At 49.5% G+C, this 17,610-nt stretch carries 12 protein-coding genes and 1 pseudogene; 7 read left to right on the top strand and 6 right to left on the bottom strand.

From position 1 onward, the window contains the following. Positions 1 to 114: 114 nt before the first annotated feature. Positions 115 to 996, bottom strand: a complete 882-nt coding sequence (locus L2713_RS04690; RefSeq protein WP_248967113.1) for a LysR family transcriptional regulator — start codon at positions 994 to 996, stop codon at positions 115 to 117. Between the two features lie 182 nt (positions 997 to 1,178). Between L2713_RS04690 and L2713_RS04685 the strand changes: the two genes are divergently transcribed. Further along, entirely contained in the window at positions 1,179 to 2,375 is a 1,197-nt protein-coding gene (locus L2713_RS04685) for an MFS transporter (protein ID WP_248967112.1), read from the top strand. A gap of 60 nt (positions 2,376 to 2,435) precedes the next feature. Here the strand turns inward: L2713_RS04685 and L2713_RS04680 are convergent, their stop codons facing one another. From L2713_RS04680 to uvrA, 5 genes are all read right to left on the bottom strand, one after another. Beyond that, positions 2,436 to 2,807 (bottom strand): hypothetical protein, encoded by a 372-nt coding sequence (locus tag L2713_RS04680; RefSeq protein WP_248967111.1) that lies wholly within the window; start codon positions 2,805 to 2,807, stop codon positions 2,436 to 2,438. A gap of 165 nt (positions 2,808 to 2,972) precedes the next feature. Continuing rightward, positions 2,973 to 4,841 carry a DEAD/DEAH box helicase gene (locus tag L2713_RS04675; protein ID WP_248967110.1) on the bottom strand — a complete coding sequence of 623 codons (1,869 nt, stop codon included), beginning with the start codon at positions 4,839 to 4,841 and terminating at the stop codon, positions 2,973 to 2,975. A 196-nt stretch (positions 4,842 to 5,037) separates the two neighbouring features. Beyond that, the gene (locus tag L2713_RS04670; RefSeq protein ID WP_248967109.1) at positions 5,038 to 6,078 is read right to left on the bottom strand and encodes a M28 family peptidase; all 1,041 of its coding nucleotides are present in this window, start codon (positions 6,076 to 6,078) and stop codon (positions 5,038 to 5,040) included. Positions 6,079 to 6,161: 83 nt separating this feature from the next. Next, the gene (locus L2713_RS04665) at positions 6,162 to 6,503 is read right to left on the bottom strand and encodes a hypothetical protein (protein WP_248967108.1); all 342 of its coding nucleotides are present in this window, start codon (positions 6,501 to 6,503) and stop codon (positions 6,162 to 6,164) included. A 107-nt stretch (positions 6,504 to 6,610) separates the two neighbouring features. Then, positions 6,611 to 9,463: an excinuclease ABC subunit UvrA gene (uvrA, locus tag L2713_RS04660; RefSeq protein WP_248967107.1), complete on the bottom strand. Its 2,853-nt coding sequence runs from the start codon at positions 9,461 to 9,463 to the stop codon at positions 6,611 to 6,613. Between the two features lie 409 nt (positions 9,464 to 9,872). Between uvrA and L2713_RS04655 the strand changes: the two genes are divergently transcribed. The 6 genes and pseudogenes from L2713_RS04655 (at position 9,873) to L2713_RS04630 (ending at position 17,602) form a co-directional block, all read left to right on the top strand. Further along, positions 9,873 to 11,240 (top strand): MFS transporter, encoded by a 1,368-nt coding sequence (locus L2713_RS04655; protein WP_011624151.1) that lies wholly within the window; start codon positions 9,873 to 9,875, stop codon positions 11,238 to 11,240. A 107-nt stretch (positions 11,241 to 11,347) separates the two neighbouring features. Next, complete coding sequence (gene ssb, locus L2713_RS04650) at positions 11,348 to 12,055, top strand: single-stranded DNA-binding protein (protein WP_126511989.1); 708 nt, start codon at positions 11,348 to 11,350, stop codon at positions 12,053 to 12,055. A gap of 128 nt (positions 12,056 to 12,183) precedes the next feature. Further along, positions 12,184 to 12,402, top strand: coding sequence for a hypothetical protein (locus L2713_RS04645; protein ID WP_248967106.1), 219 nt, complete (start codon positions 12,184 to 12,186; stop codon positions 12,400 to 12,402). A 15-nt stretch (positions 12,403 to 12,417) separates the two neighbouring features. Further along, a pseudogene (locus L2713_RS04640) lies at positions 12,418 to 12,723 on the top strand (imm11 family protein); the annotation flags it as partial. A 204-nt stretch (positions 12,724 to 12,927) separates the two neighbouring features. Further along, a complete protein-coding gene (locus L2713_RS04635) occupies positions 12,928 to 15,759 on the top strand; it encodes a M16 family metallopeptidase (protein WP_248967104.1) in 2,832 nt (943 codons plus the stop codon). Between the two features lie 469 nt (positions 15,760 to 16,228). Then, the gene (locus L2713_RS04630) at positions 16,229 to 17,602 is read left to right on the top strand and encodes a DUF4397 domain-containing protein (protein ID WP_126511959.1); all 1,374 of its coding nucleotides are present in this window, start codon (positions 16,229 to 16,231) and stop codon (positions 17,600 to 17,602) included. Positions 17,603 to 17,610: the final 8 nt, after the last annotated feature.

Here is a 17,610-nt window from a genome sequence, read left to right as displayed (position 1 = left end):
TGGATGGGGTAACTGTCACCGATCACGCTTTGTTGATAAAGAGGCTAAAGCACAAATGATTTTTGCTATTACCGCAACAATCTATGGTACTTAACGCCCTAATCACTTCTAAATTTAAAGGGTTAGCCGAGGTTGAATAAAATCAATAAAGGCGGAGATCCGCCGAGCAACGGTAGAGGTCTTGTAATAGACGGCATTGACTTGTTCCCGCTCTATATTCACGACTCGCTCGTTTTCAAGCAAAGGCAATAAACGACCGTTGGCAATATCATCGCTGACCATAAAGCCAGACAGGCAGGCTATGCCGTTACCCGCGAGGGCTAATTGACGTACGGTTTCGCCATTGCTTGCCCGCATTGTGGGAACAATGGGTTCCAGCCCTTTGAGTGGCCAATGATTCAAGACCTTAGCGCCCGTAAAACCGATAAGACTGTGGTGGTTTAGCTCGCTGACGCTTTTAGGTAAACCGCGTTTGGCGAGGTATTCCTTAGAGGCCACAATATGCAGTTTACTCTTACCTAAGGGTCTAGCGTGCAGGGTTGAGTCGGTGAGTTTTCCTATACGAATCGCCACATCGGTGCGCTTTTCAATCAAGTCGACAAAGCCTTCGTTCGAGGTCAGTTCTAGCTCTATCTCGGGGTAAAGCTGTTTAAACTCATGCACTAAGGGGACTATCTGGTGTAGCACAAAAGGGCTGGCAGCATCGACTCTAAGCTTACCCTTAGGTTGCTCCCCTCGACTCATAAGTTCTTCTTCCGCTAACTGTATGGTTTGCAGCCCAAGCCTAACTGCATCGACAAACAGGCGTCCCTCATTGGTTAATTCGACTCGTCGAGTCGTGCGGTTGAGCAGGGTGATTTGCAACTGACTCTCAAGTTTGGTCACAGCTCTTGAAACCCTAGCAACTTGAATATCGAGCGCTTCGGCCGCTGCGGAAAATCCGCCACTATCGACCACTGTGAGTAGTATCTGTAAGTCATCTGAGCGAGTCAGCATGTCAGTCTCCAACGAGGTAATTAGTTACGTTTATAGCAAAAATCATTTGTAAAAATCACTCTTTTTGACAATAAACTTTATCGTCAAGATAGCGCCATCTGAAGTTATGTGAACAGGTTTAACTTCAGCTCTATTAGCCCTTATCGAGCTTGTCGCTCGTTTAATACAGGATGGACGCCATCATGCCTTTAGCTTTACTCGCATTGACGCTAAGCGCCTTTGCTATTGGAACAACTGAGTTTGTCATCGTGGGATTAATTCCCACTATGGCGCAGGACTTACAGGTTTCTCTCCCCTCGGCGGGATTATTAGTCAGCCTCTATGCCCTTGGGGTAGCCGTTGGCGCCCCAGTATTAACGGCGTTAACGGGGCATTGGAATCGTAAACATGTGTTATTAGCGGTAATGACGCTATTCGTCGCGGGGAATGTGCTCGCGTGGCAAGCCCCGAGTTATGAAACTCTGATTGCAGCGCGGGTGATCACTGGTTTAGCCCATGGGGTGTTCTTTTCGATTGGCTCAACCATTGCAACTGGACTGGTACCAAAGGAAAAAGCGGCCAGTGCCATTGCGATTATGTTTACAGGACTGACCGTCGCACTGGTAACAGGAGTGCCCCTAGGGACTTATATCGGCCAGAGTTTTGGTTGGCAATCGACATTTTTAGCCGTTGCTCTGCTTGGTCTTATCGCCTTGATAGGCAGTGCATTCTTAGTGCCGAACAACCTTAAGCAGACCCGTGCTGCCAGTTTACTGACCCAAGCTAAAGTGTTGACTGAGCCAAGATTACTGCTGGTATTTGCCATTACTGCAATTGGGTATGGCGGTACTTTTGTCGCCTTTACCTTTCTCGCGCCGATTTTACAGCAGATCAGTGGCTTCGATGCGAGTGCGATAGGGATGATCATGTTGGTGTATGGTGTCTCGGTTGCCATAGGTAACATCTGGGGCGGTAAGATGGCCGATAACATGGGGCCAATCAAAGCCCTCAGTTATATTTTTACTGGTTTAGCTGCGGTGTTGTTTATCTTCCATTTTACGGCGTTAAACCCTATTACCGCTGTGTTAACCATACTCGTTTGGGGCGCTTTCGCCTTTGGCAATGTTCCTGGATTACAGGTCTATGTTGTCAAACTGGCTGAAACCTATGCTCCAACCGCAGTAGATGTAGCGTCGGGATTAAATATCGCCGCCTTCAACATTGGAATTGCCTTAGGTGCTTGGGGCGGCGGACTCATTGTCGAGCAGATGGGATTAATGCAAACCCCATTGATTGGTGCGCTAGTGGTGATTGCGGCGCTGCTATTAACTCGCCTGAGTGGTTATTTGGATACTCGAACTGAGCCTGTTAATGCGTCAGTCGATGGAGTTAAGCAATAGGTTATCGTTGCAATATGGGCTTGCTAACCACTGTGTTTGCAAGCCCATTAAAGTCTAAATCTACTGCCCAGTTGTACTCGTGGTTAAGGCATCTTGTTTATCTTGCTTAAGCCCCAGCCGAATACTGTCGAGCAATGCCACTAACCAGCAGAGCAAAAAGCCATAGAGCAGTTCATTGGCATTGGCCATGGTGGTTTGGGTTTGCTGAGTGATTTCGGCGGATATCACGCCGACATCTAGGGGTAAGGTGCCATTTTGGATCTCTAAGGCGATCACTTGTGCCACTTGATAGATTTGCATGAGGAGCAGCATCAGGCTGATAACAGCTAAGCTGAAAAACACCAGCGCCGAACGTTTATGTTTAAGGTAAAAGTGGCCGCTGCCGGGGGCGACAAAAGCGGATAACAGGCCAGCGGTAATGGCTTTTTTCATCGAAATACATTAATTGTGTTGCCAAAGACTAAGGCGACACTAATAGACCTATTGGCTTAAGTGCAAGTTAATTCGGAAAAATGATAGACAACAAAAAAGGAGCCGAGGCTCCTTTTTTAATGCGTTTGTTTAAATCTGCTTAACCTAACGACTTAGGTTTGGCGATTACTCTTCGCGTGGTTTACGTGGTCTACGCTCGCCTGCTGGCTTATCAGAGCGTGGTTTGCGATCAGCAAATGGCTTGTCGCCAGAGGCTGAACGTGGTTTACGCTCGCCCATTGGACGGTCACCACGTGGACGACGGTCGCTACGTGCGCCACGGCCTGAATCTACGAATACCTGATCGCCTGCTTCACGGATGTTCAGTGGCTTGCCACATACGCGCACTTTCTTCAGGTGCTGCAGCACTTCTTTTGGCATGCCGTCTGGCAGGTCAACGGTAGTCACTGCATCGTATAATTGGATGGCACCGATGTAACGGCTGTCGATGTTAGCTTCGTTTGCAATAGCGCCAACGATGTTGCCCACACCCACGCCATTGTCACGACCTACGTCGATAACATAACGGCACATCTTCAGATCTGGGTTGTCTTTTAACGCTTCGGCGCTGCCAAGGCTGGCTGGCAGTGGGCGTGACTCACGGCTGCGACGTTCACCGCGCTCGCCACGTTCAGCACCACGTTCGCTGCGCTCATTGCGTTCATCGCGGGTACGCTCTTGAATCGCAGGTAATTGCAGTGGGCGTTCTTGCTGAACTTGGTGCAGCAGGGCTGCGGCCAGCAGATCGGTATCCACTTCCAACTGTTGGCATAACTGGGCAACTGCTTCGCGCATAAAGTCCAGATCTTGCGTCATGGTTTGCGCTAACTGCTCACCTAAGCGAGACAGACGACGTTCTGCAACCGTCTCTGGGCTTGGTACTTTCATTGGTGAAATACGGCTGTTGGTTGCGCGCTCGATGGTGCGCAGCATACGCATTTCACGGCTGGTAACGAACAGAATCGCCATACCCGTACGGCCAGCACGGCCAGTACGACCGATACGGTGTACGTAAGCTTCAGTATCGTAAGGGATATCGTAGTTCACTACGTGGCCGATACGCTCAACGTCCAGACCACGGGCCGCAACGTCGGTCGCGATCAGAATGTCTAGCTTGCCGCTTTTCAGCTGCTCAACGGCGCGCTCACGGGCTTGCTGGTTCATATCACCGTGCAGTGGTGATGAAGCGTAGCCGCGGGCTTCGAGTTTTTCTGCTAATTCAACGCATGAGTTACGGGTACGAACGAAGATGATGATACCTTCGGTATTTTCAACTTCTAATACGCGTACTAAGGCTTCTAACTTGTTGTGCTGAGACACTTGCACGAAACGTTGCTCGATAGAGTCAACTGTGGTGTGGCTCGCAGCGATGCTGATGTTAGTCGCATCTTTTAAGTGCTTGTTAGCAACACGCTTGATTTGTTCTGGCATAGTGGCCGAGAACAGTGCCAGTTGGCGCTGCTCTGGTGTGTGTTCCAGAATCCATTCGATATCGTCGATAAAGCCCATTTTTAACATTTCGTCGGCTTCGTCGAGTACCAGCGCTTGCAGGGTTTCCAGCTTTAAGGTGCCACGGCGCATATGGTCCATTACACGGCCAGGGGTACCCACGATAACCTGTGGGCCACGCTTCAGGGCGTTTAATTGCTGATGCATGCTCTGACCGCCATAGATTGGCAGTACATGGAAACCTTTCATAAATTTCGCGTAGCTGCTGAAAGCTTCTGCTACTTGCACCGCTAATTCGCGGGTTGGCGCTAATACTAAGATTTGTGGAACAGCTTGGCTGGTCACTTTGTTGAGCAGGGGCAGGGCGAAGGCGCCAGTTTTACCTGTACCTGTTTGTGCCTGACCTAAAATATCTTTGCCAGCCATTAATGGGTCAATACTGGCTGATTGGATTGGCGTTGGGTTTTCGTAACCTAGCTCGTCAAGAGCACGCAACAAATTCTCGGACAAGCCGAGTTCACGGAAAGTTCTTTCACTGGATGACATTGGGTTGTAGCCTTGTGGATGCGCCCGGATTGGCGCTTAAGTTTCACAGACAGAAAATCAACCCCGTGTCGATTTCCCGCACCGAAAACGCCAGATTATAGCAGCATGTGTGCCACTTTACCAATCTGACTGAGGATAAATACAGGGTTTTGCGTATATTTTTTGCAAAAACTGAGCAAGAAACGCGCCACTTCGATTAATTTTTCAAAAAGTCGCCATTGAGTCGTAGGATTTCGAAGGCGGATTCTGTCACCGCCGCGAGAAACACATAGTCCAAAGTGTCGGGGGTATCTTCGGGGGTATGGTACTGCGGATGAGTGGGAACGCCAAAGTAGAGCCAAGGGATCTTAGCTTTATGGAAAGGATAATGATCCGAGGCCCTGAGCCAATCAGTGCTCTGGATGCTTCGTCCCACGGGTTTGGGATGACTCAACTTAATGCAGAGGCGATTATTCGCGTTTAGCATGGTCCTAAATTGTGGAAACTGATAAAAGTTGCGGCTCCCCTCGAGGTAAATGGCATAGGGGCGACTCGGGTGGCCAATCATATCGAGATTAAGCATCAGTTCAAATTGCGCCTCGGGCATGCGCTGCTTGAGTTGTTCGACGAGTGCCGTACTGCCATACAGCCCCGGCTCTTCCGCATCGGTGGCGACAAACATTAAGTTAATATTGGGCAGCGAATCGGGGACGGCGCTTAGCTGCGCTTGCCAGTGGGCGGCGAGAGCCAACAGGGCGGCAACACCTGAGGCGTTATCATCGGCGCCGTGGTAAATCTTGCTGCCACTCATGCCGAGATGATCGTAGTGAGCCACCACAATGCGCCATCGATTGGTGGGCTGGTGTGCGGGAACTAACGCCACCATATTGCTTCCCGTCTCTTGGCTAAAAAGCGTGGCATATTCGAAGGGCACCTCGAAAGTCTCTGCCCAAGGAGTAAGCCCAAGTTGTTGATACTGGCTGTGCAGATAGTTGCGAGTCTTGGCGGCACCTTCCGTTTGGGTTTTACGCCCCATTAATTCTGCGGCGCTGAGTGTTGCTACTGTTTGCTTAAGATCTGCGGGCACGGCCCAATTCAATCGAATCGCCTCAGGTGAGCAAGTGTATTCGGCGGGTTGATTGGCACAGGCCGTAAGGCCCAAACACAAGCTCAGGATACACAAGCGCAATATGCTCAAGCCTATGCGATGAGACTGGGGGCGAGTGATTGCTATGAGTGGGTGCGCCAGATTGCCCATGGCTATCCTTAAGGTTGGCAATAGGATGATCAATCCTAAGCCTAACAGGGATTTAGCCTGGCTGCATTGGCCGTAATGCTGAATTAGTCTAAGACGCGGATCTCGGGGGAGAGTGTCGCCTCTTGATGACGGCTTAAATTAAAGTGCTCCAAGCCAGAGACTAAATGGGTGCGTGAGCAAATAGTGACTTGGGTGTTTTTGGTGAGTCCGCCTTGGGCAAGCGTAGTGATCCTACCATCGGGTAAGGCGAGCAGGCTGCTATTGGCTGAGCTATCCAACACTGTCACCTGTAAACGTGTGGGTTGACCGATAAGCGGATCGACAGCGGCAATAACCAATGCCACAAGCGTTAGCCCTAGACAGGTGATGAGTAATAGATTGGCGCGACTTAAGCTCGTCAAACTCGGGCGATGCGTTGGCAACATGTTCTCCTCGATTGATAACGGCGAATGGCTTGCCTGAGATGTTTTATACCACGATAGGGTGTAATTACAGCGCCTTGGAGATACCAAGGCACTGCTGACACTTAATATTATGACTGCTTGGCTAGTTTAGCATCCCGCTCCAGCAGCGGCTTTAAGAAGCGCGCGGTATGGGACGTTGGATGCTGCGCCACATCTTCTGGCGTACCGGTTGCTAGGATAGTACCGCCGCCTCCGCCGCCTTCTGGGCCTAAGTCGATAATCCAGTCTGCGGTTTTAATCACATCCAGATTATGCTCAATCACCACAATAGTATTGCCGTGGGATTTGAGGCGATGCAGTACATCGAGCAGCAATTGGATATCGGCAAAGTGCAAGCCAGTTGTCGGTTCATCCAGAATATACAAGGTCTTACCCGTATCGCGCTTAGAGAGTTCCTTCGCAAGTTTCACCCTTTGGGCTTCACCGCCCGACAGCGTGGTCGCGCTTTGGCCTAAACGCACGTAGGACAAACCTACATCCATCAGGGTTTGCAGTTTACGGGCAATGGCTGGCACGGCATCGAAAAACTCCCGCGCATCTTCCACTGTCATTTGCAGCACTTCGTGGATGTTCTTACCTTTATAGCGCACCTCTAAGGTTTCGCGGTTATAGCGTTTCCCCTTACAGGCATCGCAGGGCACATACACATCGGGCAGGAAGTGCATTTCGACCTTAATTAAGCCATCGCCTTGGCAGGCCTCACAGCGACCGCCTTTCACGTTAAAGGAGAAACGGCCCACCTGATAACCGCGGGTACGGGATTCCTGCGTCGCGGCAAAAATCTCCCGAATAGGCGTAAAGATGCCAGTATAAGTGGCGGGGTTAGAGCGCGGTGTGCGGCCAATCGGGCTTTGGTCGATATCGACCACTTTATCGCATTGCTCCATGCCGACGATGCGATCGTATGGCGCAGGCTCATCGACTGTGGCACCGTTGAGTTGCTTATGGGCAATTCTAAAAAAGGTGTCGTTAATCAGCGTCGATTTACCCGAACCCGATACCCCGGTCACGCAGGTGAATAATCCCACTGGGATGGTTAAATCCACATTGCGCAGGTTATTGCCGCGGGCGCCATAAAGCTCAATCACTTGTTTTGGGTCGTAAGGTGTACGTGGGGTGCTGATATGGATATTGCGTTTGCCCGAAATATATTGGCCAGTGACAGACTCGTCGCAGGCGACAATTTTCTCAATTGGACCGTCGCAAATCACTTCGCCGCCGTGTACACCAGCGCCGGGGCCGATATCGATAATATGATCCGCAATACGAATCGCATCTTCATCATGCTCCACCACAATCACTGTATTACCTAAATCCCGCAGGTGGATTAAGGTCTGCAATAACCGTTCGTTATCCCGTTGATGCAAGCCAATAGATGGCTCGTCGAGCACATACATCACACCGACAAGTCCTGCGCCGATTTGGCTGGCGAGACGAATACGCTGCGCTTCACCGCCTGAAAGCGTTTCGGCCGAACGCGATAGACTTAAATAGTTGAGGCCGACATTAACGAGGAAGCCTAAGCGATCGCGTACTTCCTTCAATACCTTCTCGGCGATCTGTGCCTTTTGGCCGCTGAACTCGAGTTTGTCGAAGTATTCGAGGGCTTCACCTATCGACCAAACAGTGAGTTTGGGCAGGTTAAGATCGCCAATAAACACGTTACGGGCTTCTTCACGTAGGCGCGAGCCGCCACAGCTTTGGCAGGCTTGAGTATTGATAAACTTGGCTAATTCTTCGCGCACCGCGTTGCTTTCGGTCTCGCGGTAGCGCCGATCCATATTATTTAAGATGCCTTCGAAGGGGTGATTACGCACCACCACATCGCCACGGTCGTTGATGTATTTGAAGGCGATACTGTCTTTGCCTGAGCCGTAGAGGACGATTTTTCTCACCTTATCCGACAGCTGTTCGAAGGGAACTTCGACATCGAACTTATAGTGGTCGGCGAGCGAACTCAGCATCTGAAAATAATAAAAGTTACGTCTATCCCAACCACGAATCGCGCCGCCCGCAAGGGATAACTCAGGATTAGTGATCACTCTGTCTGGGTCGAAAAATTGTTGTACCCCTAAACCATCACAGGTTGGGCAAGCGCCAGCTGGGTTGTTAAAGGAGAAGATCCGGGGCTCAAGCTCGGCCATCGAATAACCACAGTGCGGACAGGCAAAATTTGCAGAGAAGATTAATTCTTCTGTGCTGCCTTCATCCATGCTGGCGACCACGGCAATTCCGCCGGAGAGTTCGAGCGCAGTTTCAAAGGATTCGGCGAGACGCTGCTGAATATCGCTGCGGACTTTAAAGCGGTCGACCACCACTTCGATGGTGTGCTTAACGTGTAAATCGAGTGCTGGTGGGTCGGTTAAGTCGCAGACTTCACCGTCGATACGGGCGCGGATATAGCCCTGCGCCGATAAGCCTTCGAGTAATTTTACGTGCTCACCCTTACGACCGTTGACCACGGGCGCCAGCAGCATCAAGCGGCTGTCTTCGGGCATTTCTAACACTTTATCGACCATCTGACTCACGGTTTGCGCAGCAAGTGGTTGGCCGTGTGTCGGGCAGCGCGGTTCGCCCACACGGGCAAACAACAGACGCAGATAGTCGTAAATTTCGGTAATAGTCCCGACGGTGGAACGCGGGTTATGGGATGTCGATTTTTGTTCGATGGAAATCGCCGGGCTCAAGCCTTCGATATGGTCGACATCGGGCTTTTCCATCAAGCTTAAGAATTGGCGGGCATAGGCAGAAAGAGACTCAACGTAACGTCGTTGGCCTTCGGCATATAAGGTATCAAATGCTAGGGAAGATTTGCCTGAACCCGATAACCCTGTGATAACGATTAACTTATCCCTTGGGATAGTCAGGTTGATATTTTTGAGATTGTGGGTCCGTGCGCCGCGTATTTCAATCTTATCCATCTATCGCTCAAGTCTTATGCTTAAAAAAATGAGCCTAAGTATCGCACAGTTCGGCGGCCGAGTTTAGTCGATTCTGTGATCTTGCTGACACGCCCAATGGGCGCGGTTGTGGGGCTGGTATTGCTGATAAAGGTGATACAGTTAGCGGATTAACGAAGATTAATCCGTCTATCGGCTTTGAACTTATCCAACTTCTGTAAGCATCGAGTTAACTATTTGTAGCCAATGGGCTTTTAGATAAGCCTTAAAAATAAAGGCCTAAGCGTACGCTAACGCGCGAGCATCAGCATTGGTGTGGGGCAAAACCCGCTGTTTTACACTCTTGGCGTGGGCGGTTTTTCCTTTTGAGCAAACGCTTTTGGGTGTGTTAACATGCGCCCCCTAAAAGACTTCAATCCAGGGCAAAATCATGGGTAACAACGGACTTTCAGGAACCGAGAAAAAAGTCGCGTTTTCTTTAGCCAGCGTATTTGGTTTACGTATGATGGGCTTGTTTATGATCATGCCCGTCTTTGCACTCTATGGTCAGCATTTAGAAGGTTTTTCTCCCCTTTGGGTGGGGATTGCCATTGGTGCCTATGGCTTGACTCAGGCCGTTTTGCAGATCCCGATGGGGATTTTATCCGACAAGTATGGTCGCAAACCTGTCATCCTCGCAGGCCTGGTATTGTTCGCCATCGGCAGCTTAATTGCCGCCAATGCCGATACGATTTACGGCGTGGTATTTGGCCGCGCTGTGCAAGGGATGGGGGCGATTGCCGCCGCCGTGTTGGCCTTAGCGGCGGACTTAACCCGAGATGAGCAGCGCACTAAGGTGATGGCCATTATCGGCATGTGTATCGGCGGCTCCTTTGCCCTGTCGTTGCTCGTGGGCCCAATTGTGGCGCAGCATTTAGGCTTATCGGGTTTATTCCTGCTAACCGCTGGCCTTGCGGTACTTGGCATGTTGATTGTGCAGTTATTAGTGCCAAATCCGATTTCCCATGCACCTAAGGGCGATACCTTAGCCGCGCCCGCCAAGCTCAAGCGTATGTTGACCGATCCGCAGCTGTTTAGGCTCGATGCGGGTATTTTTATTCTGCACTTAGTGTTAACCGCGGTGTTTGTTGCCTTGCCACTCGATTTAGTCGATGCGGGTCTGGTGAAAGAAAAACATTGGATGCTGTATTTCCCCGCGTTTGTGGGCGCATTCTTCTTGATGGTGCCGTTAATCATTATCGGGGTGAAGCGTAAGAATACCAAGGCGATGTTTCAAATTGCTTTAGTGATCATGATGTTTGCCCTTGCGGCCATGGCGATGTTTTCGAACAACCTCTGGGTATTGAGCGTAGCGGTATTGCTGTTTTTTACCGGCTTTAACTACCTTGAAGCGTCGCTGCCGAGTTTGATTGCGAAATTCTGCCCCGTGGGTGAAAAAGGCTCGGCCATGGGGGTTTATTCAACTAGCCAATTCTTAGGCGCCTTCTGTGGCGGTATGCTCGGCGGTGGTGCGTTCCAATTAGTTGGCGCCGTGGGCGTGTTTATCGTCGCGCTGGTATTGATGGGCGTTTGGTTATTATTGACCCTAGGGATGAAAAATCCTGTGCTGCTTAAGAGTTACACCTTAGAAGCCGCCGTGAAAGATAAGGCCCAAGCGCGGGATATGGCGTCGCAGCTGTCACAATTGATGGGTGTGGTCGAAGCGATTGTGGTGCTAGACGAAAAAGTGGCCTACTTAAAGGTTGATGAGCATTTCGATTTAAGAGAAGCCCGAGCTGTGTTAGGCTCTGCTCAATAATATGTTTTATTGCCGCGAGTTTTAGGGAAGCGGATTTTCCCTTGCGGCAACAATTATAAACAACATACTGAATTAATAGATTATTTAAAGAATCGCAGGAGATTTCAATGGCCAGTCGTGGTGTTAACAAGGTAATTTTGGTTGGCAATTTGGGACAAGATCCAGAAGTACGTTACATGCCAAACGGTAACGCAGTCGCTAACATCACAGTAGCGACCAGCGAATCGTGGAAAGACCAACAAGGTCAACAGCAAGAGCGTACTGAATGGCACCGTGTGGTTCTGTTTGGCAAGTTGGCTGAAATTACGGGTGAGTACCTGCGTAAAGGTTCACAGGTTTACCTCGAAGGTAAACTGCAGACGCGTAAGTGGAAAGACCAAAGTGGTCAAGATCGTTACAGCACTGAAGTGGTTATCGACCAAAGCGGTAGCATGCAAATGTTAGGTGGTCGCAATCAAGGCCAAAGTCAAGGTCAAGGCCAAGGTGCACCTATGGGTGGCATGCAACAAAACGCGGGTTACCAAGCGGCACCGGCTCAAACAGCGCCAGCGCAAAACCAATACGCGCCAGCACAGCAAAGTTACCAAGCACCTGCACAGCAGCCACAATCTGGCTACAATCAGCAGCCTGCTCAGCAAAGCTATGGCCAGCAACAGCAATCCCATGCTCAGCCACAGCAAGGTGGTTATGCGCCTAAGCCTGCTGCACCAGCATATCAAGCTCCAGCGGCACCTGCACAACGTCCAGCGCCACAGCCACAACAAAACTTTACCCCAGATTTGGATGATGGTTGGGACGACGATATCCCGTTCTAAGCTTGATTATCTAGCATAGTGCTAAGATTCAAACACAAGGCCCCGTTTACGGGGCTTTGTTTTAATTGCAATTTTTCCATCGATAGCAAAACGTTGAGTTGCTTTCAAACCATTTACAGGATGTAGAGATGGAACCATTTTTTGAGTTGGATGCTTTCTATCACAGGGATGTTTATTTTGTGTATTCGGAGCAGAATGAGCAGCCCTATATTGATAGCTTTACTAAGCCTTTGAATGGTGTAACGCCCCTTTACTATGAGGTGGGCGTGCTTGATGAGGCGATTACCCAGTACGACATTTTGCCCACCATAGGCCTTCCCCTTGTCAGCTCATTATTTGTCGAGTAATTTCGTGCAGTTAGCGACAAAGAAGTCCAATTTATCCCTGCTGAAATTCGTGATAACAGCGGAGATATCAATCATCAATTTTATGCGATGAAGGTGCTTAAACGTTTCGCCTGTATCGATATGAATCGCTCGCAAGTCAGTTATCGCCGCTATGGTGAATGTCAGTCACTCCAAATCCAGACTTTAGTGATTGATGCCAGCAAGGTGGGGGGAGCGTCGATATTTTCGCTACAGGAAAAACTGGCTTATATCATAGTGAATCAAACTATTCGCGATCTGTGTCAGCCGCTTCGGGGCGTAGAGTGTGTGCCGCTGGACTAGGCATTTGGTTCGAGATTTTGGTGAAATAATTTCTAAAGATATTGTGCTAAATATCAAGGTGATAATTGCTTTTGGTACGGTGTAAGGTATTGATTTTGTGACTTAAAGCCTTTTAGCGGCTATAGTAAAAAGTCAATTTATCAGTACTGAGGTTAGCATTTTCTCCGGTTAATGAACCCAATTTGGGGGAGAAAATGAATTTTTATGAATCATTTCAAGCGAATCCAGTTTAAACACCTGTGGCTATGGCTGCTATTTATCAGCGTGGCCTTGCCCTTAAGAGCGGTTGAAGCGCCTTTGTGGCCAGAGTCGGCCGATTTACCCTTAAGTCAACGGGTGCACACAGGCACCCTGACTAATGGGTTGCACTACCTGTTAGTGAACAATAAAACTCCCGAACAGGCCGTTATCGTCCGTATGCGGGTCGATGTGGGATCTGTGATGGAAACGGATGCCGAGCAAGGTCTGGTGCATTTTTTAGAGCATATGGCATTTAATGGCTCTACCGGGCTCGCGGCGGGGGAGATGATCCCGACACTACAGCGTTTAGGTTTAAGTTTTGGGGCCGATACCAATGCGGTGACTGAATTTCAGCAGACGGTTTATCAGTTTAATTTACCGAGCAATAGCCAAGATAAAGTCGATACCGCTTTGTTTTTAATGCGCGAAATCGCTGGTAATCTGCTGCTTGATCCCGCGCTTATCGAGCGTGAAAAGGCGGTGGTCTTGTCTGAACTGCGTGAGCGTAGCAGCGCCGATTTAGAAAACTATCGCCACCAGTTAGCCTTTTTAATGCCGCAAACAGTGCTGTCGCAGCGCTTCCCCGTGGGGGAGGCGACGAGCATTAAAAATGCGAACCGTGAAAAGTTATTATCCCTCTATCAACGTTTTTACACGCCGTCCCGCACCACCTTAATTGTGGTGGGCGATATTGATGTCGGCCGTATCGAGCAAAAGATCAAACAGCAATTTACCGACTGGCAAGCTGCGCCGCAGGCCGCAGGGGTAAAGGTGCAATCTATCGGTGTGGTGCAAACCAAGTCTAAGGTGGAGGCGAGCGCCTTCTTCGATCCAAGTCTGCAAACCTCGGTTTCTCTAGGGCTGTTAAAGCCTCAACAGTCTAAAGCCGATACCATTGCCCAGCGTGAGCAGGAGATTTTATTAGAGCTTGCCCATGGCATTTTATACCGCCGCCTAGAATCGCAATTACTCCACAGTCAAGGCCTGTACGGCGTTAATCTGCAAATTGGTCCCGAGTATGATATTGCCTACGGCACTCAAATGACGCTGGGCACGCAGGAAAACAACTGGCAACAGGGTATTGCGCTATTGGAGCAAACCCTGCGTCAGGTGCTTGAATTTGGCTTTAGCCAACAGGAAATCGACCAACAACTTAAACGAATGCATAAGGGGTATCAGCTCAATGCCGCTGGTAGCAACACTATTCACAGCGTGAACATTGCCGAAAGCCTAGTGAATGCCGTAGCGAGCAAGCGGGTGCCCGTCGAGCCTGAGTGGCAATTGGCATTGTTTGAGACACTGATGCCGAGTATCACGCCGCAAAAACTGCAGCAGTTGTTTAAACAGACTTGGAATGGCACGCCTTATTTGTATTTAACCAGTAATAAGCCCATAGATGATGTTGAAAAACAGCTATTAGCCGCCTACAACGCGAGCCAAAAGCAAGCGGTAAAAGCGCCTGAAACCAAAGCCATTGCCGAGTTTGCTTATAGTCAATTTGGTGAGCCGGGGCAGATCGTTGCCGATCAGCGTGATGCCATAACTGGGATCCGTAAGATACAGTTTGCCAATGGTGTACGCCTTAATATCAAGCCAACGGATTTTAATCAGGGCGTGGCGTTAGTGAGCTTAAACATCGGCTTTGGCGAGGTGCCATTCCCCGAGTTAGACGGCTTGTCCTATCTGTTTAACAGCGCCTTTGTGCAGGGCGGCTTAGGCTTACATGACTGGGACAGCATGCGCGATATTTTTGCTGGCCAAGATATCTCGGTGAGTTTGAGTCTGCGTGAGCAGAGTTTTGGTGGCGAGATCAGCAGCAATGCTGCCGAGCTTCGCACTCAATTAGGCGTGCTGACGGCATACTTAGTCGATCCCGGTATGGATAAGCAAGCAGAGCAGTTATTCCGTGAGCAAGTGATTGCCGAGCAACAGAGTATTCATAGCAATCCGCAACTGGAGTTTTCGAACCAGTTTGCCCGTATTGCCCATAATGGTGATAAACGCTATGGCTATGGTAATCCAGAGGAAATCCTCAAGCGTCAGTTTGCTGAGCTCGCGCCTAGCTTCCATTCTGCCGTTCAGCAGGGGGCGATTGAACTGGCAATTGTGGGTGATGTGAATGAAGACAAAGCGATTGCCGAAGTGGCGCAAACCTTAGGGGCCATTGCCCGTCAGCCTATCCCTAAGGGGCAGACGATTGTGCCCGTGTTTCCCAAAGTGCCCGCACACATGAGCCTGATGCATTATGGTCAGGTCGATATGGCGGCGCTGGCGCAGGTGTGGCCGACCACGGATATGAGTAATCCCCGTGAGCAGGTGGGTTTGGGTTTGCTCGAGCAGGTACTAAACATCCTACTCACCGAAAATGTGCGTGAAAAAGCCGGCGCGAGTTATTCTCCTTCGGCATTCTCATATAATGATTTAAATCCAACGGGTTATGGCTATCTTGGCTTATTTAGCGTCACAACTAAGAGCATGTTGCCTGAGGTGGCTCAGTATTACGCTGCCGCGGTGAAGCAAGTCCAAGCGCCAGCGGGGATCAGTGAAGATTTACTCAATCGCGCCCGCCAACCTGTGTTGGAGTGGATGCAGATGGCGCCGCAAAGCAATAACTTTTGGCTCGATTTAGCCTCAACCGCTCAAAGCCAACCGGAGCGTTTTAGCGCCTTTAATCAACGATTGGCGCTGGTGCAACAAATTACGCCTGCGGAGCTAAGCCAGTTGGCGCTGAAATATCTCAAGGATGATAAGCGTTTAACCATCGAAACCTTACCTGCACCCGCTACGGCGCAGTAATGAGCCAAGGTTTGGCGCCATAAAGCCTAAAGACTTTTAGGCGCTAAACTGCGGCATCTTGTGGTTATCGAATCTAAGTCGCTTCTTAAACTAATCAGCCCCCGTCATCTCAGTATCACGGGGGCTTTTTTATTGAGTCGGTTTTAGCATCTGCAATATCGATTTGTGTAATTAACATGTCGATGATCAATGCGAGGTGTAGGACAACTTCTTTTGGGAATTTTCGCCTAAATGCGACTCTCGCCAGCCGATGCGATGGAGGTGAGCTGCAGTGGCGATAGGGGCAATTTGTATCAAAAAATCCTGCTAAAAATGTGATTTGTATCAACTTTGGCCTTGTTGCTGAAATGTTTGTTAAGTGTTTGAGTTTGTGAAATATTTGTTTGAGTTTTAAGTGGCAATTGCCGTTGTTGTCATTGTATAACTGCGTAGACTGAACTGAATTTTTTGTCTGCTAATGAGGGATACGATGCTCAACAATAAACTAAAAGGATTCGCGGTTTTAACCTTCGCCTGTTTGGGCGTGACCGCTTGTGGTGGCTCCGATAACAACAAAGACGAGGATACCTCGAAGACCGATACCTATGTGCAATTTTACAATGCCTCTGTGGGGAGCACGGCAACTGCACTGAAGATTGGCGATAAAACCTACGAGAGTGTGAATTACGCCGATGCCATGCCAAGGTTCACGTCGACACCCGGTGTGAGTGCCGTCGAGGTAATGGGTAAAGATGCGTCGAACAAAGATATCTCGCTCTATAAAGAGGATATCGATTTAAAAACCGCAACTGACCACTTCTTCGTCTTACATGGGGATTTTGCCTCGCCATCGCTGCTGAATATCAATTACTCCCGCACTGAGTTAGATAAGCAAAATGCCGAAGCGGACAAGAGCAAAATGCAATTATTGATCGCCCATACGGCGATGGATGCGCCCGCCTACGATGCCTATATTGCCAAAGCCGATCAAAGCTTTGCCGATGCTGTGATGCTAGGCAGTGTCGCTTACGGTGAAGTTTCGACACCGCAGATTTTGGACACTGGGGATTACAAGGTTTACCTCGCCCCTGCGGGAACGACCAACGTGAGCTACACCACGGCAAGCATTAACTTTAAGACTAAGGTGCCCTATAAGTTGATTTTACGGGAAAGTTTTGGCGCTTCGGATGCCAAAATCAGCTTAGATAGTGTGGATTCGACCACCAATGTGCGTAACCACGTTGCCCTCGAAAGCAGTGTCGATTTTAGGGTATTCAATGGCTTGGCTGAACATAATGTCGATGTCAAAGTCGTGAGCAACAAGCAAGAAGCCCTATTTAGCAATGTGGCTCCCTTTGGCGTGACGGCTTATCAAGGCGCTGAGTTTAATGATTTTGGAGTGAGCGTGTTTGACCATACTAGCCAAGCTAAACTGCTCGATAATGTGCTGATTACCCTTAATCAGGACGAGATCAAAACCATCTTCATCTACGAACAAGCCACCGAAGAAGGTAGCCAAGTGAAGGCGATGGAGATGAAGCAAACGCAAACGCCGAGTCCCTACAGCTTCAAGTTTGATATCGTCAGTTTTGCGGACAAGAGTAACCTTACGCTGTACTTCTTAAAGGCGAACGACACCATTGAAACCGCTGCCTATAAGATCAGTGCGGTTAACCCTACGGCGCCGCAGTCGTTAGTGGTGCCAAAAGGTGAGTATTCTATCAAGGTGATTGCGGTAGAAAATGGCACTAAGACAGTGGTTTATGCATCAGAGATGATGGATTTTAATAACGAAGATAATGTCACTATGGTGCTGAATAAGGACGCTTCAACCAGCTTTGGCTATAACCTCGTTAAGCTTTAATCGCTAAA

Source organism: Shewanella seohaensis, from assembly GCF_023283775.1.
GTDB classification, from domain to species: domain Bacteria; phylum Pseudomonadota; class Gammaproteobacteria; order Enterobacterales; family Shewanellaceae; genus Shewanella; species Shewanella seohaensis.
Note: the sequence above shows the minus strand (reverse complement) of the source record. Positions and strands in the feature narration are given on the sequence as shown.

Bases quoted from the DNA above. Each gene is read 5' to 3' on its own strand.
- ssb (WP_126511989.1), top strand. From the start codon at position 11,348: ATGGCCAGTCGTGGTGTTAACAAGGTAATTTTGGTTGGCAATTTGGGA.
- L2713_RS04635 (WP_248967104.1), top strand. From the start codon at position 12,928: ATGAATCATTTCAAGCGAATCCAGTTTAAACACCTGTGGCTATGGCTG.
- L2713_RS04630 (WP_126511959.1), top strand. From the start codon at position 16,229: ATGCTCAACAATAAACTAAAAGGATTCGCGGTTTTAACCTTCGCCTGT.
- L2713_RS04675 (WP_248967110.1), bottom strand. From the start codon at position 4,841: ATGTCATCCAGTGAAAGAACTTTCCGTGAACTCGGCTTGTCCGAGAAT.
- L2713_RS04665 (WP_248967108.1), bottom strand. From the start codon at position 6,503: ATGTTGCCAACGCATCGCCCGAGTTTGACGAGCTTAAGTCGCGCCAAT.
- L2713_RS04685 (WP_248967112.1), top strand. From the start codon at position 1,179: ATGCCTTTAGCTTTACTCGCATTGACGCTAAGCGCCTTTGCTATTGGA.
- L2713_RS04645 (WP_248967106.1), top strand. From the start codon at position 12,184: ATGGAACCATTTTTTGAGTTGGATGCTTTCTATCACAGGGATGTTTAT.
- L2713_RS04670 (WP_248967109.1), bottom strand. From the start codon at position 6,078: ATGGGCAATCTGGCGCACCCACTCATAGCAATCACTCGCCCCCAGTCT.
- L2713_RS04690 (WP_248967113.1), bottom strand. From the start codon at position 996: ATGCTGACTCGCTCAGATGACTTACAGATACTACTCACAGTGGTCGAT.
- L2713_RS04655 (WP_011624151.1), top strand. From the start codon at position 9,873: ATGGGTAACAACGGACTTTCAGGAACCGAGAAAAAAGTCGCGTTTTCT.
- L2713_RS04680 (WP_248967111.1), bottom strand. From the start codon at position 2,807: ATGAAAAAAGCCATTACCGCTGGCCTGTTATCCGCTTTTGTCGCCCCC.
- uvrA (WP_248967107.1), bottom strand. From the start codon at position 9,463: ATGGATAAGATTGAAATACGCGGCGCACGGACCCACAATCTCAAAAAT.